General features: G+C 63.3%; 14 protein-coding genes. 5 read left to right on the forward strand and 9 right to left on the reverse strand.

Annotation, left to right across the window (positions count from 1 at the left end; all coding sequences use genetic code 11):
• Positions 1–332 precede the first annotated feature (332 nt).
• From AC19YX_RS00505 to AC19YX_RS00530, 6 genes are all read right to left on the reverse strand, one after another.
• The gene (locus AC19YX_RS00505; protein ID WP_500605391.1) at positions 333–1238 is read right to left on the reverse strand and encodes a LysR family transcriptional regulator; all 906 of its coding nucleotides are present in this window, start codon (positions 1236–1238) and stop codon (positions 333–335) included.
• A 211-nt stretch (positions 1239–1449) separates the two neighbouring features.
• Positions 1450–2121: a methionine ABC transporter permease gene (locus tag AC19YX_RS00510; RefSeq protein WP_020297930.1), complete on the reverse strand. Its 672-nt coding sequence runs from the start codon at positions 2119–2121 to the stop codon at positions 1450–1452.
• The gene (locus tag AC19YX_RS00515) at positions 2118–3107 is read right to left on the reverse strand and encodes a methionine ABC transporter ATP-binding protein (protein ID WP_500605392.1); all 990 of its coding nucleotides are present in this window, start codon (positions 3105–3107) and stop codon (positions 2118–2120) included. The genes AC19YX_RS00510 and AC19YX_RS00515 overlap by 4 nt, the downstream gene beginning before the upstream one ends.
• The gene (locus tag AC19YX_RS00520; RefSeq protein ID WP_500605393.1) at positions 3104–3919 is read right to left on the reverse strand and encodes a MetQ/NlpA family ABC transporter substrate-binding protein; all 816 of its coding nucleotides are present in this window, start codon (positions 3917–3919) and stop codon (positions 3104–3106) included. Before AC19YX_RS00520 ends, AC19YX_RS00515 begins: the two co-directional genes overlap by 4 nt.
• 34 nt (positions 3920–3953) lie before the next feature.
• Positions 3954–4991, reverse strand: coding sequence for an isopenicillin N synthase family dioxygenase (locus tag AC19YX_RS00525; RefSeq protein WP_201130942.1), 1038 nt, complete (start codon positions 4989–4991; stop codon positions 3954–3956).
• Positions 4992–5068: 77 nt separating this feature from the next.
• Positions 5069–5284, reverse strand: a complete 216-nt coding sequence (locus tag AC19YX_RS00530) for a TOBE domain-containing protein (protein ID WP_020297934.1) — start codon at positions 5282–5284, stop codon at positions 5069–5071.
• 215 nt (positions 5285–5499) lie between these two features.
• Here AC19YX_RS00530 and AC19YX_RS00535 point away from each other — a divergent pair, with 215 nt between their 5' ends.
• From AC19YX_RS00535 to AC19YX_RS00545, 3 genes are all read left to right on the forward strand, one after another.
• On the forward strand, positions 5500–6321 hold the full coding sequence (locus AC19YX_RS00535) for an aldo/keto reductase (RefSeq protein WP_078473417.1): 822 nt from the start codon (positions 5500–5502) through the stop codon (positions 6319–6321).
• Between the two features lie 122 nt (positions 6322–6443).
• Complete coding sequence (locus AC19YX_RS00540) at positions 6444–9281, forward strand: response regulator (RefSeq protein ID WP_500605394.1); 2838 nt, start codon at positions 6444–6446, stop codon at positions 9279–9281.
• A gap of 71 nt (positions 9282–9352) precedes the next feature.
• Positions 9353–9676: an Hpt domain-containing protein gene (locus AC19YX_RS00545; protein ID WP_500605395.1), complete on the forward strand. Its 324-nt coding sequence runs from the start codon at positions 9353–9355 to the stop codon at positions 9674–9676.
• A gap of 17 nt (positions 9677–9693) precedes the next feature.
• On the opposite strand, the gene AC19YX_RS00550 is transcribed toward AC19YX_RS00545, so the two are convergent.
• Both AC19YX_RS00550 and AC19YX_RS00555 read right to left on the reverse strand, forming a co-directional pair.
• A complete protein-coding gene (locus AC19YX_RS00550) occupies positions 9694–11970 on the reverse strand; it encodes an ATP-dependent DNA helicase (protein WP_500605396.1) in 2277 nt (758 codons plus the stop codon).
• A complete protein-coding gene (locus AC19YX_RS00555) occupies positions 11967–13619 on the reverse strand; it encodes a VRR-NUC domain-containing protein (protein ID WP_500605397.1) in 1653 nt (550 codons plus the stop codon). Before AC19YX_RS00555 ends, AC19YX_RS00550 begins: the two co-directional genes overlap by 4 nt.
• Before the next feature lie 214 nt (positions 13620–13833).
• On the opposite strand from AC19YX_RS00555, the gene AC19YX_RS00560 reads away from it, so the two are divergent.
• Positions 13834–14058, forward strand: a complete 225-nt coding sequence (locus AC19YX_RS00560; RefSeq protein ID WP_020297940.1) for a YgdI/YgdR family lipoprotein — start codon at positions 13834–13836, stop codon at positions 14056–14058.
• Positions 14059–14078: 20 nt separating this feature from the next.
• Here the strand turns inward: AC19YX_RS00560 and AC19YX_RS00565 are convergent, their stop codons facing one another.
• Positions 14079–14462: a hypothetical protein gene (locus AC19YX_RS00565; protein WP_020297941.1), complete on the reverse strand. Its 384-nt coding sequence runs from the start codon at positions 14460–14462 to the stop codon at positions 14079–14081.
• Between the two features lie 298 nt (positions 14463–14760).
• Here AC19YX_RS00565 and AC19YX_RS00570 point away from each other — a divergent pair, with 298 nt between their 5' ends.
• Entirely contained in the window at positions 14761–15189 is a 429-nt protein-coding gene (locus AC19YX_RS00570) for a hypothetical protein (protein ID WP_421546829.1), read from the forward strand.
• The last annotated feature ends 47 nt before the right edge of the window (positions 15190–15236 follow it).

A 15236-nucleotide genomic window follows, 5' to 3' on the forward strand; every position in this document is an offset into this window, starting at 1 on the left:
AGCCGCGATTGCGCCACAGAAGTTTGAATGATTGACACGACAGCTCCGCCAAGCGGCCCCGGCGGCGCCGCTCATGTGAGCCTGGGCGCCGGGGCTGGAAAAATGGACTGAACATCAGGCCAAGTCCTGTAGACGGACGCCTGACGCAAAGGCCGGGGGCTGCGCTGGTACGCAGGCCCCGGCCCTTGCGACATAAAGCTAAACGATCTTAAAAACTACAATCCAATATCATTTAGGAATTAGCTTAGGCTCAGGTTTATTCCTCTGCGCCCTCGACCGGCCCTGCCCACTCGCCGCTGGCAGGCACCCTGCCCCGGCCTCTGCGGCGAGCTTCAGGCTGCGTCGCCGATCTTCTTCAATGACGCGGCCACCAGCCGGCCAAAGGACTCCACCGGCCCCTGCAGATTGCCCAGGAAGTGCGGGTACACCAGCCACAGGTCCATCACCGGCTTGAAGTCCTTGAGCGGCACCACGGCCAACTGTTCGCGGTGGACGCTGCGCTCCAGCAACGGTCGCGGCACCAGGCCCAGCCCCAGGCCGTCGGCCACCAGGCCCAGCTGCAACTCGGTGCCGAAGGTTTCGAGGTTGACGCGCAAGGCCAGGCCCTGGTCTGACAGGGTACGTTGCAGGCCGGCGCGAAAACCGCAGCCATCGGGATTGAGCACCCAGCCGTTGTGGTAGCAGTCGGCAAGCTTGCAGGGGCGCTTGGGCACCAGGTCGCGGGCACAGACCACTACCAGTTCGATCTTGCCGATGGATTGCCCAATGATGTTTTCCGGGAACACCTTGCCCGCCGGGAACAAGGCCACCACCGCATCGAGTTCGGCACTTTCGATCTTGCCCACCAACTGGCCGCCCCAGCCGGTGGCAACCTGGGCCCGCAGGTCCGGGTATTCGCTGCGCATGTGCTTGAGCGCATCGAGCAGCACCACATCGCCAATGGTTTGCGGCACGCCCAGGCGAAACAGCCCGGTGGGCGGCGTGTCGCTGGCTACCAGTTCACGCAGGGCGTCCATTTCCCGCAGGATCGAACGGCACTGCTCATAGACCCGGGTGCCGATCACGGTGGGTTTCAAGGGTTTGGTATTGCGGTCGAACAGCTCCACCCCCAGGGCCTGCTCGAAGTTCTGTACACGCCGGGTAATCGCCGGTTGAGTCAGTTGCAGCGACTCGGCCGCATGGCTGATCGATTGGCAACGAATCACTTCGACAAAGGCATCGATATCGTCAATTTTCATTTGGCCCGCACATGAAAAACAGTCACTAAAATGTCGAAAAAGCATAGTTCCAATCAGCCGCCCTGCAAAGCCCGTTGATTGTTACGGCGCTTTTCACTGCCCCGCAGGGGGCTGATTGAAGCGACTGCAGCAGCCAGTCTGCAGATCCAGGCACCCACGAAAAAGCCCGGCGCGACCCTTCGCACCGGGCTTGCTGTGCTGCGTGACGGCTTCAGCGCCGGTGAGCCAGCGAGCGCACCAGGCGATCCCCCAGGCTCTGCACGCCCTGCACCAGAATCACCAGGACCACCACGGTGGCGACCATGATCTGGTTGTTGAAACGCTGGTAGCCGTAGCGAATCGCCAGGTCGCCCAGGCCACCACCGCCAATCACCCCGGCCATCGAGGAGAAACCGATCAGCATCACCAGGGTCAGGGTGATCCCCGCCAACAGTGCCGGCAGCGCTTCGGGCAGCAGCACCTTGAAGATCACATGGCGAATGTCACCGCCCATGGCCAGGATCGCTTCAATGCGCCCCTTGTCGACTTCATCCAGGGCGTTCTCGACGATTCGCGCAAAAAAAGGAAAGGCGCCAATGGTGATCGGCACCACCGCCGCCGTGCTGCCCAGGGTGGTGCCCACCACCAGCCGGGTCAGGGGGATCAAGGCGATCAGCATCACCACGAACGGCAGCGAGCGCCCCAGGTTGACCAGCGCCCCCAGGGCGTTGTTGAGCCTTGGCAGCGGATACAGGCCGCGGGCACGGCTGACAAACAGCAACACCCCCAGCGGCAGGCCGATCAGCAGGGTAAAGAGCCCGGCCAGCAGCACCATGTACAGGGTTTCCCCGGTGGCGTTGAACAGCAGTTGGGCGATTTCATTCCAGTCAGTGGTTTTGTTCATGAGGATTCAGCCCTGACCCCGCGCTGCTTGAGAAAGTCCACCACCTGCGCCAGCTTCAGCGCATCGTGGGGTTGGCGAAACGCGACACGCAGGCGCCCTACCCGCTGCCCGCCGATCGACTCCACGCCACTGGCCAGCAAGCTCACATCCACCCCCTGCTGCTGGGCCAGTTCCTGCAGAATCGGGGTCGCCAGCAGGGAATCGAAAAACGTCAGTTCCAGCGCCTGGCGGGTGTCGTCTTCGGCACCCAGCGCCCTCTGGTAACCGGGCAACAGCGAACGCCCAAGGCTTGAACCCGGGTCCGCCAGCAACTGGCGAATCGGCCCGGCCTCCACCAGGCGCCCCAGGGCCAGGGAGGCGGCGTGGTCGCAGATCGACTTGACCACCTCCAGCTCGTGGGTGATCAGGACAATGGTCACCCCCAACTGGCGATTGATATCGCGCAACAGCTCCAGGATCGACGCCGTGGTTTCCGGGTCGAGGGCGCTGGTGGCTTCGTCCGAGAGCAAATACGCCGGGCGCGCAGCCAGTGCCCGGGCAATGCCCACGCGCTGCTTCTGTCCACCCGACAGTTGTGAGGGAAAGGCCTCGGCCTTGTCGCCCAGGCCCACCAGGTCCAGCAGCTCGCCGACCCGCGCCAGGCGCTGGGCCTTGGGCATGCCGGCGATTTCCAGGGGCACCGCGATGTTGTCCCTGACCGTGCGCGCATGCAGCAGGTTGAAGCCCTGGAAGATCATGCCGATGCGCTGGCGTTGCTGGCGCAATGGCTTGTCGCCCAGGGTGGTCAGGTCTTGCCCGTCCATGATGATGCGCCCGGAACTGGGGCGTTCGAGCAGATTGAGGCAACGCAACAGGGTCGACTTGCCCGCCCCGCTGCGCCCGAGAATGCCGTACACCGCGCCATCGGGGATGCTCAACGACACCCGGTCCAGCGCCGGTGCCTGCCCGGCCCCGTAGCTTTTGCTCAACTGCTCGACTTCAATCATGGCTGGCTGCCCGCGACCGCTACCGGGATCACCGACCCCGAGTAGTTTTCAGTGATGAACTTGGCCACTTGCGGCGAATTCAGGTCCTTGGCTAATTGCTTGATCCGCGGGTCATCCACCAGCTTGGGGATGGTGACCAGGATGTTGGCGTAAGGGTTGTGCGCGGCCTTCTCCAGGCCCAGGGCATCCTTGGCCGGTACCAGCCCGGCTTCCAGGGCGTAGTTGCCGTTGATCACCGCCAGGTCGACATCGTCCAGGGCCCGGGGGATCTGCGGCGATTCGATCTCGATAATCTTCAGTTGCTTGGGGTTCTGCGCGATGTCCTTGGGGGTCGCCTGGTCGCGGGCCGGGTCGTCGAAACCGGGCTTGAGCTTGATCAGGCCATTGTCTTGCAGCAGGTACAGGGCGCGACTCAGGTTGGTGACGTTATTGGGCACCGCCACTGTGCCTTTGACGGGCACCTGGTCGAAGCTCTTGTGGCGGTGGGAGTAAATCCCCAGGGGCTCGATGTGCACCGTGGCGGCCACCGCGAACTTCTGGCCCAGGGCCTGCTCCTGGGATTGCAGGTACGGCAGGTGCTGGAAATAGTTGGCGTCGACATCACCGTGGGCCAGCAACTCGTTGGAATTCACGCCGTTGGGGATCTCGATGATCTTGAGCTGCAACTGCGGGTCGATCTTCTGCACGTAGGCCAGGATCTGCGCGTGGGGCACCGGGTCGGCGGCGACCCGCAGGGGTTCCACGGCCTGCACGGCAAATGCGGCGGACAGTCCACTCAACAACGCCAGGGTCAATGCGCTTTTCTTCAACATGGGGCAGTCCTTGATCGGATAACGAATAAAGAGGTCAGGCACTCAGTGCCGCGGGCAGCAAGGCGTCGCCATAGAAGCGCTGCGCCACATCCGGATGGGAGCGCAGACGCCCCTTGAGGTAATTCCAGCCGACATCGCGCAGCAACGGGTTGGCCGGGTCGCTGGCCGGGCCACGGGCTTCGCGTTGCAGCTCGGCTGGCAGCGGATACAGCGGCACCACTGCGTCCAGCCGGGCGCCGAGGAAGAACGCAATGGACAGGCGATCGCGGTCCGGCGGCGGCGAATGCACCCGGTGCACGGTGGCCCGCAGGTAGCCATTGCTCGCCAGCTCCAGCAGCTCGCCGATGTTCACCACCAGCGAGTTCTCCCGTGGCAGGGCATCGATCCAGCGGCCTTCCTCGACCTCCACCTGCAGCCCGGCCTGTTGGTCCTGCAAGAGAAAACTCAGGAACCCGGAATCCTTGTGCGCGCCGACGCCCTGCTGGCTTTCGCCGGGGACACGACCGGGATAGCGGATCAACTTGATGTGTTCATTGGGCTTGTCGCCGTACAACTGATCGAAGGCCTGCTCCGGCAGTGACAGCGCCAGGGCGAAAGCGCGCAGCAGGCGCAGGGACATGGCGGTCATCGCCTGTTGCCATTCCAGCAGCAAGGGTTTGAGTTGGGGCAAGGCTTCGGGCCATTGGTTGGGCCCTTGCAGGCGTGCCCAGGCCGGGCTGTGGGCGTCCAGTGCCAGGGCCTGGCGCTCGGCCCCGACATCGAACTGCTCGCGCAAGTCCGGCTGGCCACGGGTGATCTCGGAGGCCGCGCGGTTATAGCCGCGAAAATGCGCGGAATTGATCATCCCCACCGCCAGTTTCTGCGCCTCGGGCAAGGCAAAGAACTGCCGCGCCTGCTGCTGCACCTGTTTCAGCAATTGGCTGTCGATGCCGTGTCCGGTCAGGTAGAAAAACCCCACATCCCGCGCCGCATGGCGCAGTTGCTCAAGAAACCCCTGGCGCTGCGCGGGGCTACCGTCCAGCAGCGCCAGGTCCAGCGAAGGCAGCGCGGTGATATCCAGCGAGTGCGACATGCTTCACTCCCCTGTGAATTGAAAAAGTCCGATGCGCGCCGTAACCCCTGCGCGCAACCCTTGCGCTCAAAACGGGTTCAGAGCTTGGCGATCGACACTTCGGTGGATTTGACGAAGGCAATGACTTCGCTGCCGATCTTCAATTCCAGGTCGCGCACCGAACGGGTGGTGATCACCGAGGTGACGATGCCCGACGCGGTCTGCACGTCGATTTCCGAAACCACCTGGCCTTCGTGGATCTCCTTGATCACGCCCTTGAACTGATTGCGTACGTTGATCGCTTTAATGGTCATGCTCGGTCTTCCTGTGTGAGGCCCGGCAAATCCGCCGGGTGGCTGAGGGCTAAAGTGCACCCTTGGCGAACTGTTTTAAAGGAATAAATAATTAGTATTTTATTCTTTTTAGATATATTGAACCCCTCCCCGCCAAGCCGGTCGGCTTGACCCCACGCGGCACCTTTGTTTTTCTGGGGCCCCACAGCCGATCAGGCTGTTTCAGGAGGTTATGTATGCGCAGGCTCGAACTGGCGGGCGTCAGCGTCCCGGTGATAGGACAAGGCACCTGGCACATGGGCGAGGACCGTCATCAACGGACCCGGGAAGTGAACGCGTTACGTACCGGTATCGATCTGGGCATGAGCCTGATCGACAGCGCCGAAATGTACGCCGAGGGCGGCGCCGAGACAGTGGTCGGCGAAGCCATTGCCGGGCGGCGCGAGCAGGTGTTTCTGGTGAGCAAGGTCTACCCGCACAATGCCGGCCGCCAGGGTATCCCCCAGGCTTGCGAGCGCAGCCTGAAACGGCTGGGCACTGACTATATCGATCTGTACCTGCTGCACTGGCGCGGCCAGTACCCCTTGGAAGAAACCGTCGAGGCCTTTGAACGCCTGCGGGCCGACGGCAAGATCGGGCGCTGGGGCGTGTCCAACTTCGACCTGGACGACTTGCAGGAGTTGGCGGCACCGGCCTGTGCCACCAACCAGGTGCTGTACAACATCGAAGAGCGCGGCATCGAGTTCGACCTCCTGCCCTGGAGCCAGCAGCAGCGCCTGCCGATCATGGCGTACTGCCCGATTGCCCAGGCCGGCGCCCTGCTCGCCCATCCGCTGCTGGAACAGATTGCCCAGCGCCACCAGGTGACCACGGCCCAGGTTTCCCTGGCCTGGGTATTGCGCCAGGAGGGGGTAATCGCGATTCCCAAGGCGGTGCATCCGGAACACCTGCGACTCAACGCCGCCGCTGCCAGCCTGCAACTGGAGGCCGAGGACCTGGCCGCCATCGATAGCGCCTTCGCCGGCCCCACACGCAAGCGACGCCTGGCGATGATTTAAGCCCGAATCGGCGCTTTCTGGACGCTGCTCAGAAAAGACTGACGATTAGCAGAGTTCTGACACCGATGTATTTAAGATTCGTCTGATGCCTGGGCAGTGTGTCTCAGCTTTACAGTTGGCGCATGAGACTAAAAAGCTGCCTGCATCAGATAAATCCACTCTTTTCCCGGCCTGAAGCCGTTCTCCGCTTGCTTCGGCTTTTTGCGTTGCTGCTGCTCGCAGGCATCCTGATCGGCGTCTACAACTTTGTGCGTTCGACCCTGAACGACAACCTGTCCCGGCGTCACAGCTACATGAGCGGCGCCATTGCCCAGGCGCAAACCTTCTTCACCACCCGTGAAACCCTGCTCGAAAGCCTCAGCCTGTCGGCGGTGCGCCAGACGGCGGAACAGGCGCAACTGCCTCCAGCGGCTGAAGACCAGATCAGGCTGCAACTGGGCAATGCCGGTGGCGAGCGGTGGAGTATCTGGCTCACCGAACGCATGCGCGAACACCTCAAGCGCAATCAACTGAATCTGCTGTACATCAGCGCAGCCCCTCGACCTCGGGTCGAGCGTCTGTACAGCGCCAACCCGCAGGCAGCCGCCGTGCCGGCGTCGGTACTGGAGCACCTGTCGACGCGGGAACCCCGGATGACGCTCGGCGAGGAAGGTCAGTGGCTGACCGAACAATCGGCGCAGTCCACCCAGCTGTACATTTTCTTTGCCCTCGATCATCGCGTCGCCGATTCCGGCTGGCTGGGCCTGGAGATGGATGGCAACGAAGTCCTGGCGGCTCTCAGCGACCAGAGCGCCGGGGAATTCATGATCCTCAACTCCCAGGGCGCCCTGGTCCTCACCAACACCCCTACCTACCGCTTGAGCCAGGCCCTGCTTGAGCTGCAGCGCGATAACTTTTTCGGTTTTATCGGCGGTGCCTGGTTTCCCGAGCAGTTGGTGATCCGCAAGCAACTCAAGTCCACGGATTGGCAACTGATCTACGCCTTCGAACTGCGCAAGCTGCTCCAGGATCTGTGGCCGCAACTGCTGGGCGCGCTGCTGTTCAGCCTGCTGAGCAGCGGCCTGATCTACCTGCTGACCCGGCGTGTGGAGCAGCACTTTATCGTCCCGGCGCTGAACCGGATCCAGGCATTGGTGGAGAGTGAGGCTTTCAGCCGCGACGTGATCCAGACCGCCCCCGTGGCCCTGTGCGTGTTACGCCGCAGCGACGGTCAGGTGGTCCTGGAAAATACCCTGGCGCAACAATGGCTGGATCAAGGAAAAGCCCAGGGCCTGCTGTGGGATGGCTGGATCCGGCAGGCGTTTGAACCGGATGGCGGCGCCCCCATCGATGATTTCGAAACCGCCGAGGGCCGGCACCTCCAGCTGAGTTCGGTGCCAACCCGCTACCACGGCGAAGACGTGCTGCTCTGCGCCTTCAGCGACATCAGCACACGCAAGCAGGTTGAAGCCGCACTCGATGAAGCCCGTTCCCTGGCCGAGTCTGCCAACGAGGCCAAGACCCTGTTCCTGGCTACCATGAGCCACGAGATCCGGACCCCGCTCTATGGTGTGCTCGGAACCTTGGAACTGCTGGGGCGCACCCGGCTCGACCAGCAGCAGAAACACTATCTGCAGGCGATGGAGGGCTCGTCGGCGACCCTGCTGCAGATGATCTGCGGCGTGCTCGACGTGTCGAAAATCGAAGCCGGAGAACTGGCACTGGAACTCCGGGAGTTTTCGCCCCTGGACCTGGCTTGCGAAATCGTCCAGAGCTATGCCGCCGCCGCTCAGGCCAAGGGCCTGCAACTGTATGCCTGCCTTGAGTGGCAACTGCCGGAACGGCTGGTGGGTGATGTCGCGCGCATGCGGCAGATACTCGGCAACCTGTTGAGTAATGCGCTCAAGTTCACGGACGTCGGGCGCGTGGTGCTGCGGGCCCACCTGCTTGAACTGGAGGGGAACCGCTGCACCCTCGAGTGGCAGGTCAGCGATACCGGCAAGGGCATCGCCGAGCAGGACCAAAGGATGCTGTTCGAACCGTTTTTCCAGACCTCGGGCAATACCAACGTGGTTGCCGGCACCGGTCTGGGTCTGCCCATCTGCCTGCGCCTGACACGGTTGATGAACGGCGACATGCGCGTGGTCAGCGAGCTTGGGCTGGGCAGCAGCTTCAGCCTGAGCCTGCCGTTGCAACGGGCCATGGACACGGCTCAATCCCCTTTCATGCCCCTGCTCGGGCCCCAGATCATCTACGTGCGGTCTTCAGTACGCGAGCTGGCGGAGAGCCTGGCGGGCTGGTTGCGACGCTGGGGCGCGCGGGTGCACCTGCGCCTGCCCGGCTACATCGATGCCGCCAGCGACTGCGTGTTGCTCGAACTGCACCCGGGCGCCATCAAGCACCGGCTCGAACCCGAATGGCAGGGGCCGCTGGTTCTGGCCTGCGGCATCGGGCATCACGAGCCGCGCCGCAACCATGGCTGGCAGGTGGATGTCAGCGACCTGCGGGCCATTCACCGGGCCGTCAGCCAGGCCCAGGGACAGCCCGCTACCGAGGACGAAACCCTGGTCCAGAGCCACGATCTGCCCAAGCTGGGCCTGCATGTGCTGGTGGCCGAGGACAACGTGATCAATCAGTTGATCCTCAAGGACCAGCTGGAAGAATTGGGCTGCAGCGTAAAACTGGCCGGCAACGGCGACGAAGCCTTGAGCCTGTGGCACAACGAGCGCTTCGATGTGGTCCTGACCGATATCAACATGCCCAGGCTCAATGGCTATGAATTAAGCCGAGAGCTGCGGCGACTGGGGTGCAGCACGCCGATTTTCGGTGCAACCGCCAACGCCATGCACGGCGAAGAAGCCCAATGCCTGGCCGCCGGCATGGAGCGCTGTCTGGTCAAACCCTTTTCCCTGCGCACGCTGCTCAGTTATCTCGCGCCCTACGCCAAGGCAGCGCCGCAGCCCGGACCGCCGGACACCTGAACCTGCCGCTGTTGCCCGCGCAATCGCCCCAACCCGCAACCCCTGCCACCCACTCGGAGCGGCTACTGCCCATGCCCTTGTCTAGCCCACCTTGCGCCGCCGATATGGATGCGCTGCTACTGCCCGTGGCCTTGCGCGAAGTGTTTATCAGCACCCTGCGTGCGGATATCCAGCGCATTGAGATCGCCCTGGACACGGGCAATACCTTGCACGCGGCGCAATGCTTTCACAGCGTTGCCGGGGCCCTGGGCGTGGTCAACGCTTTGCCCCTGGCGCGCGCCTGTGTCGAGCTGGAAAACCAACTGCGCGAGCAGTGCTCAGGTTCCGGCCTGGAGCTACAGGCCCGGCAGCTGGCGCAACGGCTGACGCTGTTTCTTGATCAGTTGGAGCAATGAGCTCAACTCGAATGAACTCAACCCGGCAGCGGCAGATCGGGCTGCAAGGCCCACCAGCTCGGCAGCAGTTGCTGGACCCGTGCCTCGCCAAAACGATCATCGATCAACATCACCACCCCGCGATCCTGCTGGCTGCGAATCACCCGGCCCGCCGCCTGCACCACTTTCTGCAGCCCCGGGTAGAGGTAGGTGTAGTCATAACCGGCGCCAAAGATCGCCGCCATGCGCTGCTTCAACTGCTCGTTCACCGGGTTCAACTGGGCCAGGCCCAGGGTGGCGATAAAGGCACCGATCAGCCGCGATCCCGGCAAATCGATACCCTCGCCAAACGCCCCGCCCAGCACCGCAAACCCGATGCCCTGGCCTTCGCTGCTGAACTGATCGAGAAAGCCCTGGCGCTGCCCTTCGTCCATGCCCCGCGATTGCAACCACAGGGCAATGTCCGGATGCTCTCGGGCCAGTAGCTGCGCCACCTGCTGCAGGTAATCAAAACTGCTGAAGAACGCCAGGTAATTGCCGGGACGCTGACGGAACTGGCGAGCCATCAGCTCGACAATCGGCGCCAGGGACGCCTGGCGATGCACAAAACGGGTGGAGATGCGCTTGACGATATGCACCTCCAGTTGCGCCGCGTCGAACGGCGACTCGACATCGACCCAGACCGTGGTGTCCGGCAGGCCCAGCAGGTCGCTGTAGTAATGCCGCGGGTTGAGGGTCGCGGAAAACAGCACGCAACTGCGCGCCGCCGTCAGCCTCGGGCGAATGAAACCCGCCGGCACCACATTACGCAGGCACAGCTGGGACAGGCTGCGCTTGGCATTGAGTTCACGCTTGCTGATATCGAACAGAAAGTGCTCATCGAACAGCTCGGCAACCCGGGTGAACTGCAGCATCTCGAAGTAGAAACCCTGCAGGCTGGCATCCAGCCCCTGGGGGTGATCGTTGAGGTAATCGCCAATCGCCGAAACGCACAGCGACAGGGCCTTGAGCAAGGCTGCCGGCGCCTGGGCATAGGCCTGGTATGGCGCCAGTTGCTCCTTGTGCAGGGCATTCCACTCCCGGTTCAAGCGTTGCAAGGGCTTTTTCAGCGCCTCGGGCGCCGCCGCCCGCACAGTGTTCATCTGGTACTGGTCGAGGCTGGCGCTGTACATCGATCGCCCGCGCTCCACCAGGTTGTGCGCCTCGTCCACCAACACCGCCACGGTCCACTGATTGGCCTGGGCCAGGCCGAACAGCAAGGCGCTGAAATCGAAGTAGTAGTTGTAGTCCGCGACCACCAGGTCGCTCCAGCGGGCCATTTCCTGGCTCAGGTAATAGGGGCAGACCTCATGCGCCAGGGCAATCTGCCGCAGACGCTGCTGGTCCAGCAGGCGCACCTGGCTGGCCGTCTGCCGCGCCGCCGGCAAGCGATCGTAGAAGCCGCGGGCCAGGGGGCAGGACTCGCCGTGGCAGGCCTTGTCCGGGTGCTCGCAGGCTTTGTCCCGGGCCACCAGCTCCAGTACCCGCAACGGCAGTTCGGGGCAACTGTCGAACAGCACCTGGGACGCATCCAGCGCCAGTTTGCGGCCCGGGGTCTTGGCCGTCAGGAACAACAGCTTGTCCAGGTGCTGCGGGGCCATGGCCTTGAGCATGGGGAAGATGGTGCCAATGGTCTTGCCGATCCCGGTCGGTGCCTGGGCCATCAGGCAGCGCCCGGTGCTCACCGCCTTGTACACCGACTCCGCCAGGGAGCGCTGGCCGCTGCGAAACTCTCCATGGGGAAACGCCAGGGCCTGGGTTGCCAGGTCCCGCGCGCTGCGGTGCGCCAGTTCCTGCTCGGCCCACTGCACAAAGACTGCGCATTGCTGCTTGAAAAACTGCTCCAGCGTCGCCGCCTCAAAGGGCTCGACCAAGGCGGTTTCCTGCTCGCTGACAATGTCGAAATACACCAGCGCCAGGCGGATCTCACTCAGTTCCAGGGCCTGGCACATCAGCCAGCCATAGACCTTGGCCTGGGCCCAGTGCAGTTGCCGATGGTTGGCCGGCATGCGGCTGAGGTCGCCACGGTAGGTCTTGACCTCCTCCAGCAGGTTTTGCGTGGGGTCGTAGCCATCGGCCCGGCCCTTGACCGTCAGCGGCCCATATTGGCCTTGCAGGGCCACTTCGTTCTGGTAGCCGGGGCTGCGTCGGGCGGCCACCGTGCGATGGCCGGCGATGCCTTCGAGCGCAGTGGGCGATGGGGTGAAACGCAAGTCGAGGTCACCAATCTTGGCCGTGAACTCGCACAGCGTCCGCACCGCGATGCGGTAGCTCAAGCCGGCTGCTCCTGCCATTGCACATAGCAGACCGCCACCGGCATCTGGTGCTGGTGGCAGAACTCCAGCCAGCGCAACTGGTTGTCCTGCAGGCGATCGCCCGGGCCCTTGACCTCGATCATGCGGTAGGTCTTTTGCTCGGGCCAAAACTGGATCAGATCCGGCATGCCGGCACGATTGGCGCGGATATCCAGCAACAGGCGCTCGAACCAGTGCTTGAGGTGGATCGCTGGCAGGCAGTCCAGGGCCTGGTCGAGCAGCTCTTCGGTCAGCGCCCCCCAGAACACGAAGGGTGATTGCACGCCCCACTTGGCCACGAAGCGCTGGCGGATGGTGCGGACGTAACGCCCGTCATCCAGCTCGGCCAGGCAGGCCTGGAACAACTCGGCGCGACGGGGATGGAAATCTTCACTCAACAGGTCCACCGGCCCGCGCTGGAACGGGTGAAAGAACGCCCCGGGCAACGGTGCGAAGATCGCCGGCCAGCACAGCAGGCCGAACAGCGAATTGATCAGGCTGTTCTCGACGTAGTGCACCGGGGCCTGCTCGGCATGCAGGTGGGCCTGGACGTGGTACTCCACCGACAGCAGCGCATCGCTGCGGGCCAGGTTCAGCTCCAGGCGTTGTGGCTCGCGACCCGGCACCCGGCGCTGGACCGGCCCGCCCAGCTTGCGCCGCAGGCGCGGCAACACCCGCAGCAACAGCTGCTGTTCGGCTGCGCTTTGCGGTGCCTGGGCCGCTACCTCGGCCAGCGCCAGGGCCTGGGGATAGTCGCCGCTGCGTTCCAGCACGCGGATCAGCCGCATCCGTGCCCCGGGGTAGGCACAGCCGCTATAGATCGCCAGGGCCAGCGCCCAGTCCGCCACACGTTCGCAGTGCTGGCCCAGCTGAAACAGCAGCTTGGCGCGGCGTTTTTCCAGCCAGGGGTTGTCGATGGGCAAGGCCTGGATCCGGGCCAGCACATCAGCCAGCTCGTGCCCGGCTTCGAAGGCTTCCTGGCACTGTTGCAAATAGATAAAGCCATCCACGTCCCTGCGGCTGCGCAAGCCGCGGGAATCGGCGCTGAACTCGACTTTTTCGTAGGTGTAGATGCCAAGGTCGGCCAGCACGAACTCCGACCAGTCCTGGTACAGGTTGCCGAAAAACATCAGGCGCAGGCGATCGCACAGATCCATGACTGTCAGGCTCAGCAACTGATCATCGAGCTGCGGGCACCAATCGGCGAAGGCTCGGGGCGGGGCCCCATGCTCGGTCAATGCCGCCAGCCAATCGGTTTTCCTGGCTTTGGGCTGATCGATGAGGGCGGCGAAACACTGCAGGATTTCGGCCTTTTGCAACAGACCGAACAGCTCGTCCAGGGACACCTCGGCCCCCGGGTCGACCCAGCCCAGGCGCACCAGGGGCGTGGCCGCCAGGGTGATATCGCCGATCTCGGCATAACTCAGCTTGGCGGCACGAAAATGCCGGCCCTTGCGCATCACCAGGCGTACCAGCAATGCCTGGGCAGGTTGCGGCAACCCGGCGAAATCAGCGATGAAGCGCTGCTCTTCAGGGCACAGCAGGTCGGCATACCGCTGCTCGATCCAGGCCAGCACTTGCTGAAAGTTGTGCAGGTAATAGAACGGGTTTTCGAGGGGGTTGGAAGTCACAGAAGGCAGGCACCGCGGAAAAAGACACTGGTTATGCATACAGATAACAGCTGTGCGCCGTGCCTGGCAAACACTATTGGATAAATGGCGCCCCGGCTTGCCGGCCCTGGACGAACACTTTTTTCCGAGGGTTATCGCGATGGAGAATGACTATAGAGTCATCAAAATACGGCACACTGTGCCGCTTCAACGTGCATGAACGAGAGGTTTGTCTATGAAGTTTGAAACCCTGGGCCTGGCCCTGGCTGCCACCGCACTCCTGGCCTTGGCGGGTTGCGCCTCGCCCACCGTGGTGACCTTGCAGAACGGCACCCAGTACCTGACCAAGGATGTGCCAAAGACCCGCACGGCCGATGGCTTCTATGAGTTCGTCGATATTTCCGGCAAGAAAATTCGCATCAAGGCGGACGATGTAGCCACCGTCCGCCAGGAACAATAACCGCTTCCGATCAAGGACAATCAGCGGTAGAGGCCGAGCCCCGGGACACTGCCATCGCAGGAAATACTCTGCTGGGCATTGCGCTTGTACAACTCGCCGCGAACCTTCTGGCAGCGGTCATATTCCTGCCTGGCGGCATTGTCGATGCTGATATTGCCCGTGGTTTCCGGCTGTTGGCCGTCCCCCAGGCGGACCTGGGCCCAGGGTTGCTCCGGGGCGATGTGAAAGCGGCTGGGGGCGGGCTGTTGCTTGGGTTCGACCTTCAATTTGGCCCCGGCCGGCAATTGCTCCGGGGTCACGCCATAACGCTGCAAAATCGAGTTGTGCGGCAGCTCGTCCGCCAGCGTCGTGCCTGCCAGCAGGCTCAGCACCAGACCGATTGCACACCTCTTGTTGTTACTCACCTGACTTGTCTCCTGCTGTCCATTGGGCCGGTGCGACGGCTTGTGGCCATTGCCCGTGCCTGAATAACGCATGGGCTGCCTGACGCTTTAGTCCCTGCCCGCGCCCCTGGATAAAGGCGCCGGGCCCGCCCTCGCGGTCTGCGTCATGTTGGCTATGCTTTCCCAGCGCTCACCATGAGCGCCCTCGGGCGGTAGCCCCAGGTGCAAGGTATTGGAGTCATTATTTGGGGTGCGGGTCACGCCCGGTTACCGATGACTGCCGCGATGCCTGCATTGCCCCCTACAAGGAGTAGCCATTGTGCAAAGCCCTAACCCGCTGTTGAACTATTGCCGGACCCTGCCCCTCAAGACCCTGGCGTTGACCCTGGTATTGGGCGGCCTGAGCGCCTGCGCCAACATCAATGCGCGAACCACTGAATACGTCGGCGTGACCCACGCCGGGCCCACCTCACCGGCGTCGGTCCAGGTGCTGCGCAGCGAGCCGACCCGCCCTCACATTCGCCTCGGTGAAGTGGTCCTGGACAGCAGCGTCGATCCGGCACCACCGGTCAGTGAAATCGAGCAGAAACTACGGGAAGAAGCCGCGAAGATCGGCGGCGATGCAGTGGTCGTGGTGTATGACAAGATCCAGCCGGTATCAGCCTATGTCAGCGGCCCATTGTGGGACCGGGACATCCAGACCATCGATGGGCGCAAGCTCAAGGGCATCGTGATCGGCTACCAGTGATGGGGGGTGGCGGCGCATGCGAGGCACGCGCCGCCCGTCTCGATGCC

It is taken from the genome of Pseudomonas sp. MF09150 (assembly GCF_059862355.1).

Excerpts from the sequence above, each read along its gene's own strand:
- AC19YX_RS00525 (WP_201130942.1), bottom strand. The coding sequence starts at position 4,991 with ATGTCGCACTCGCTGGATATCACCGCGCTGCCTTCGCTGGACCTGGCG.
- AC19YX_RS00535 (WP_078473417.1), top strand. The coding sequence starts at position 5,500 with ATGCGCAGGCTCGAACTGGCGGGCGTCAGCGTCCCGGTGATAGGACAA.
- AC19YX_RS00530 (WP_020297934.1), bottom strand. The coding sequence starts at position 5,284 with ATGACCATTAAAGCGATCAACGTACGCAATCAGTTCAAGGGCGTGATC.
- AC19YX_RS00560 (WP_020297940.1), top strand. The coding sequence starts at position 13,834 with ATGAAGTTTGAAACCCTGGGCCTGGCCCTGGCTGCCACCGCACTCCTG.
- AC19YX_RS00545 (WP_500605395.1), top strand. The coding sequence starts at position 9,353 with ATGCCCTTGTCTAGCCCACCTTGCGCCGCCGATATGGATGCGCTGCTA.
- AC19YX_RS00540 (WP_500605394.1), top strand. The coding sequence starts at position 6,444 with ATGAGACTAAAAAGCTGCCTGCATCAGATAAATCCACTCTTTTCCCGG.
- AC19YX_RS00515 (WP_500605392.1), bottom strand. The coding sequence starts at position 3,107 with ATGATTGAAGTCGAGCAGTTGAGCAAAAGCTACGGGGCCGGGCAGGCA.
- AC19YX_RS00510 (WP_020297930.1), bottom strand. The coding sequence starts at position 2,121 with ATGAACAAAACCACTGACTGGAATGAAATCGCCCAACTGCTGTTCAAC.
- AC19YX_RS00505 (WP_500605391.1), bottom strand. The coding sequence starts at position 1,238 with ATGAAAATTGACGATATCGATGCCTTTGTCGAAGTGATTCGTTGCCAA.
- AC19YX_RS00520 (WP_500605393.1), bottom strand. The coding sequence starts at position 3,919 with ATGTTGAAGAAAAGCGCATTGACCCTGGCGTTGTTGAGTGGACTGTCC.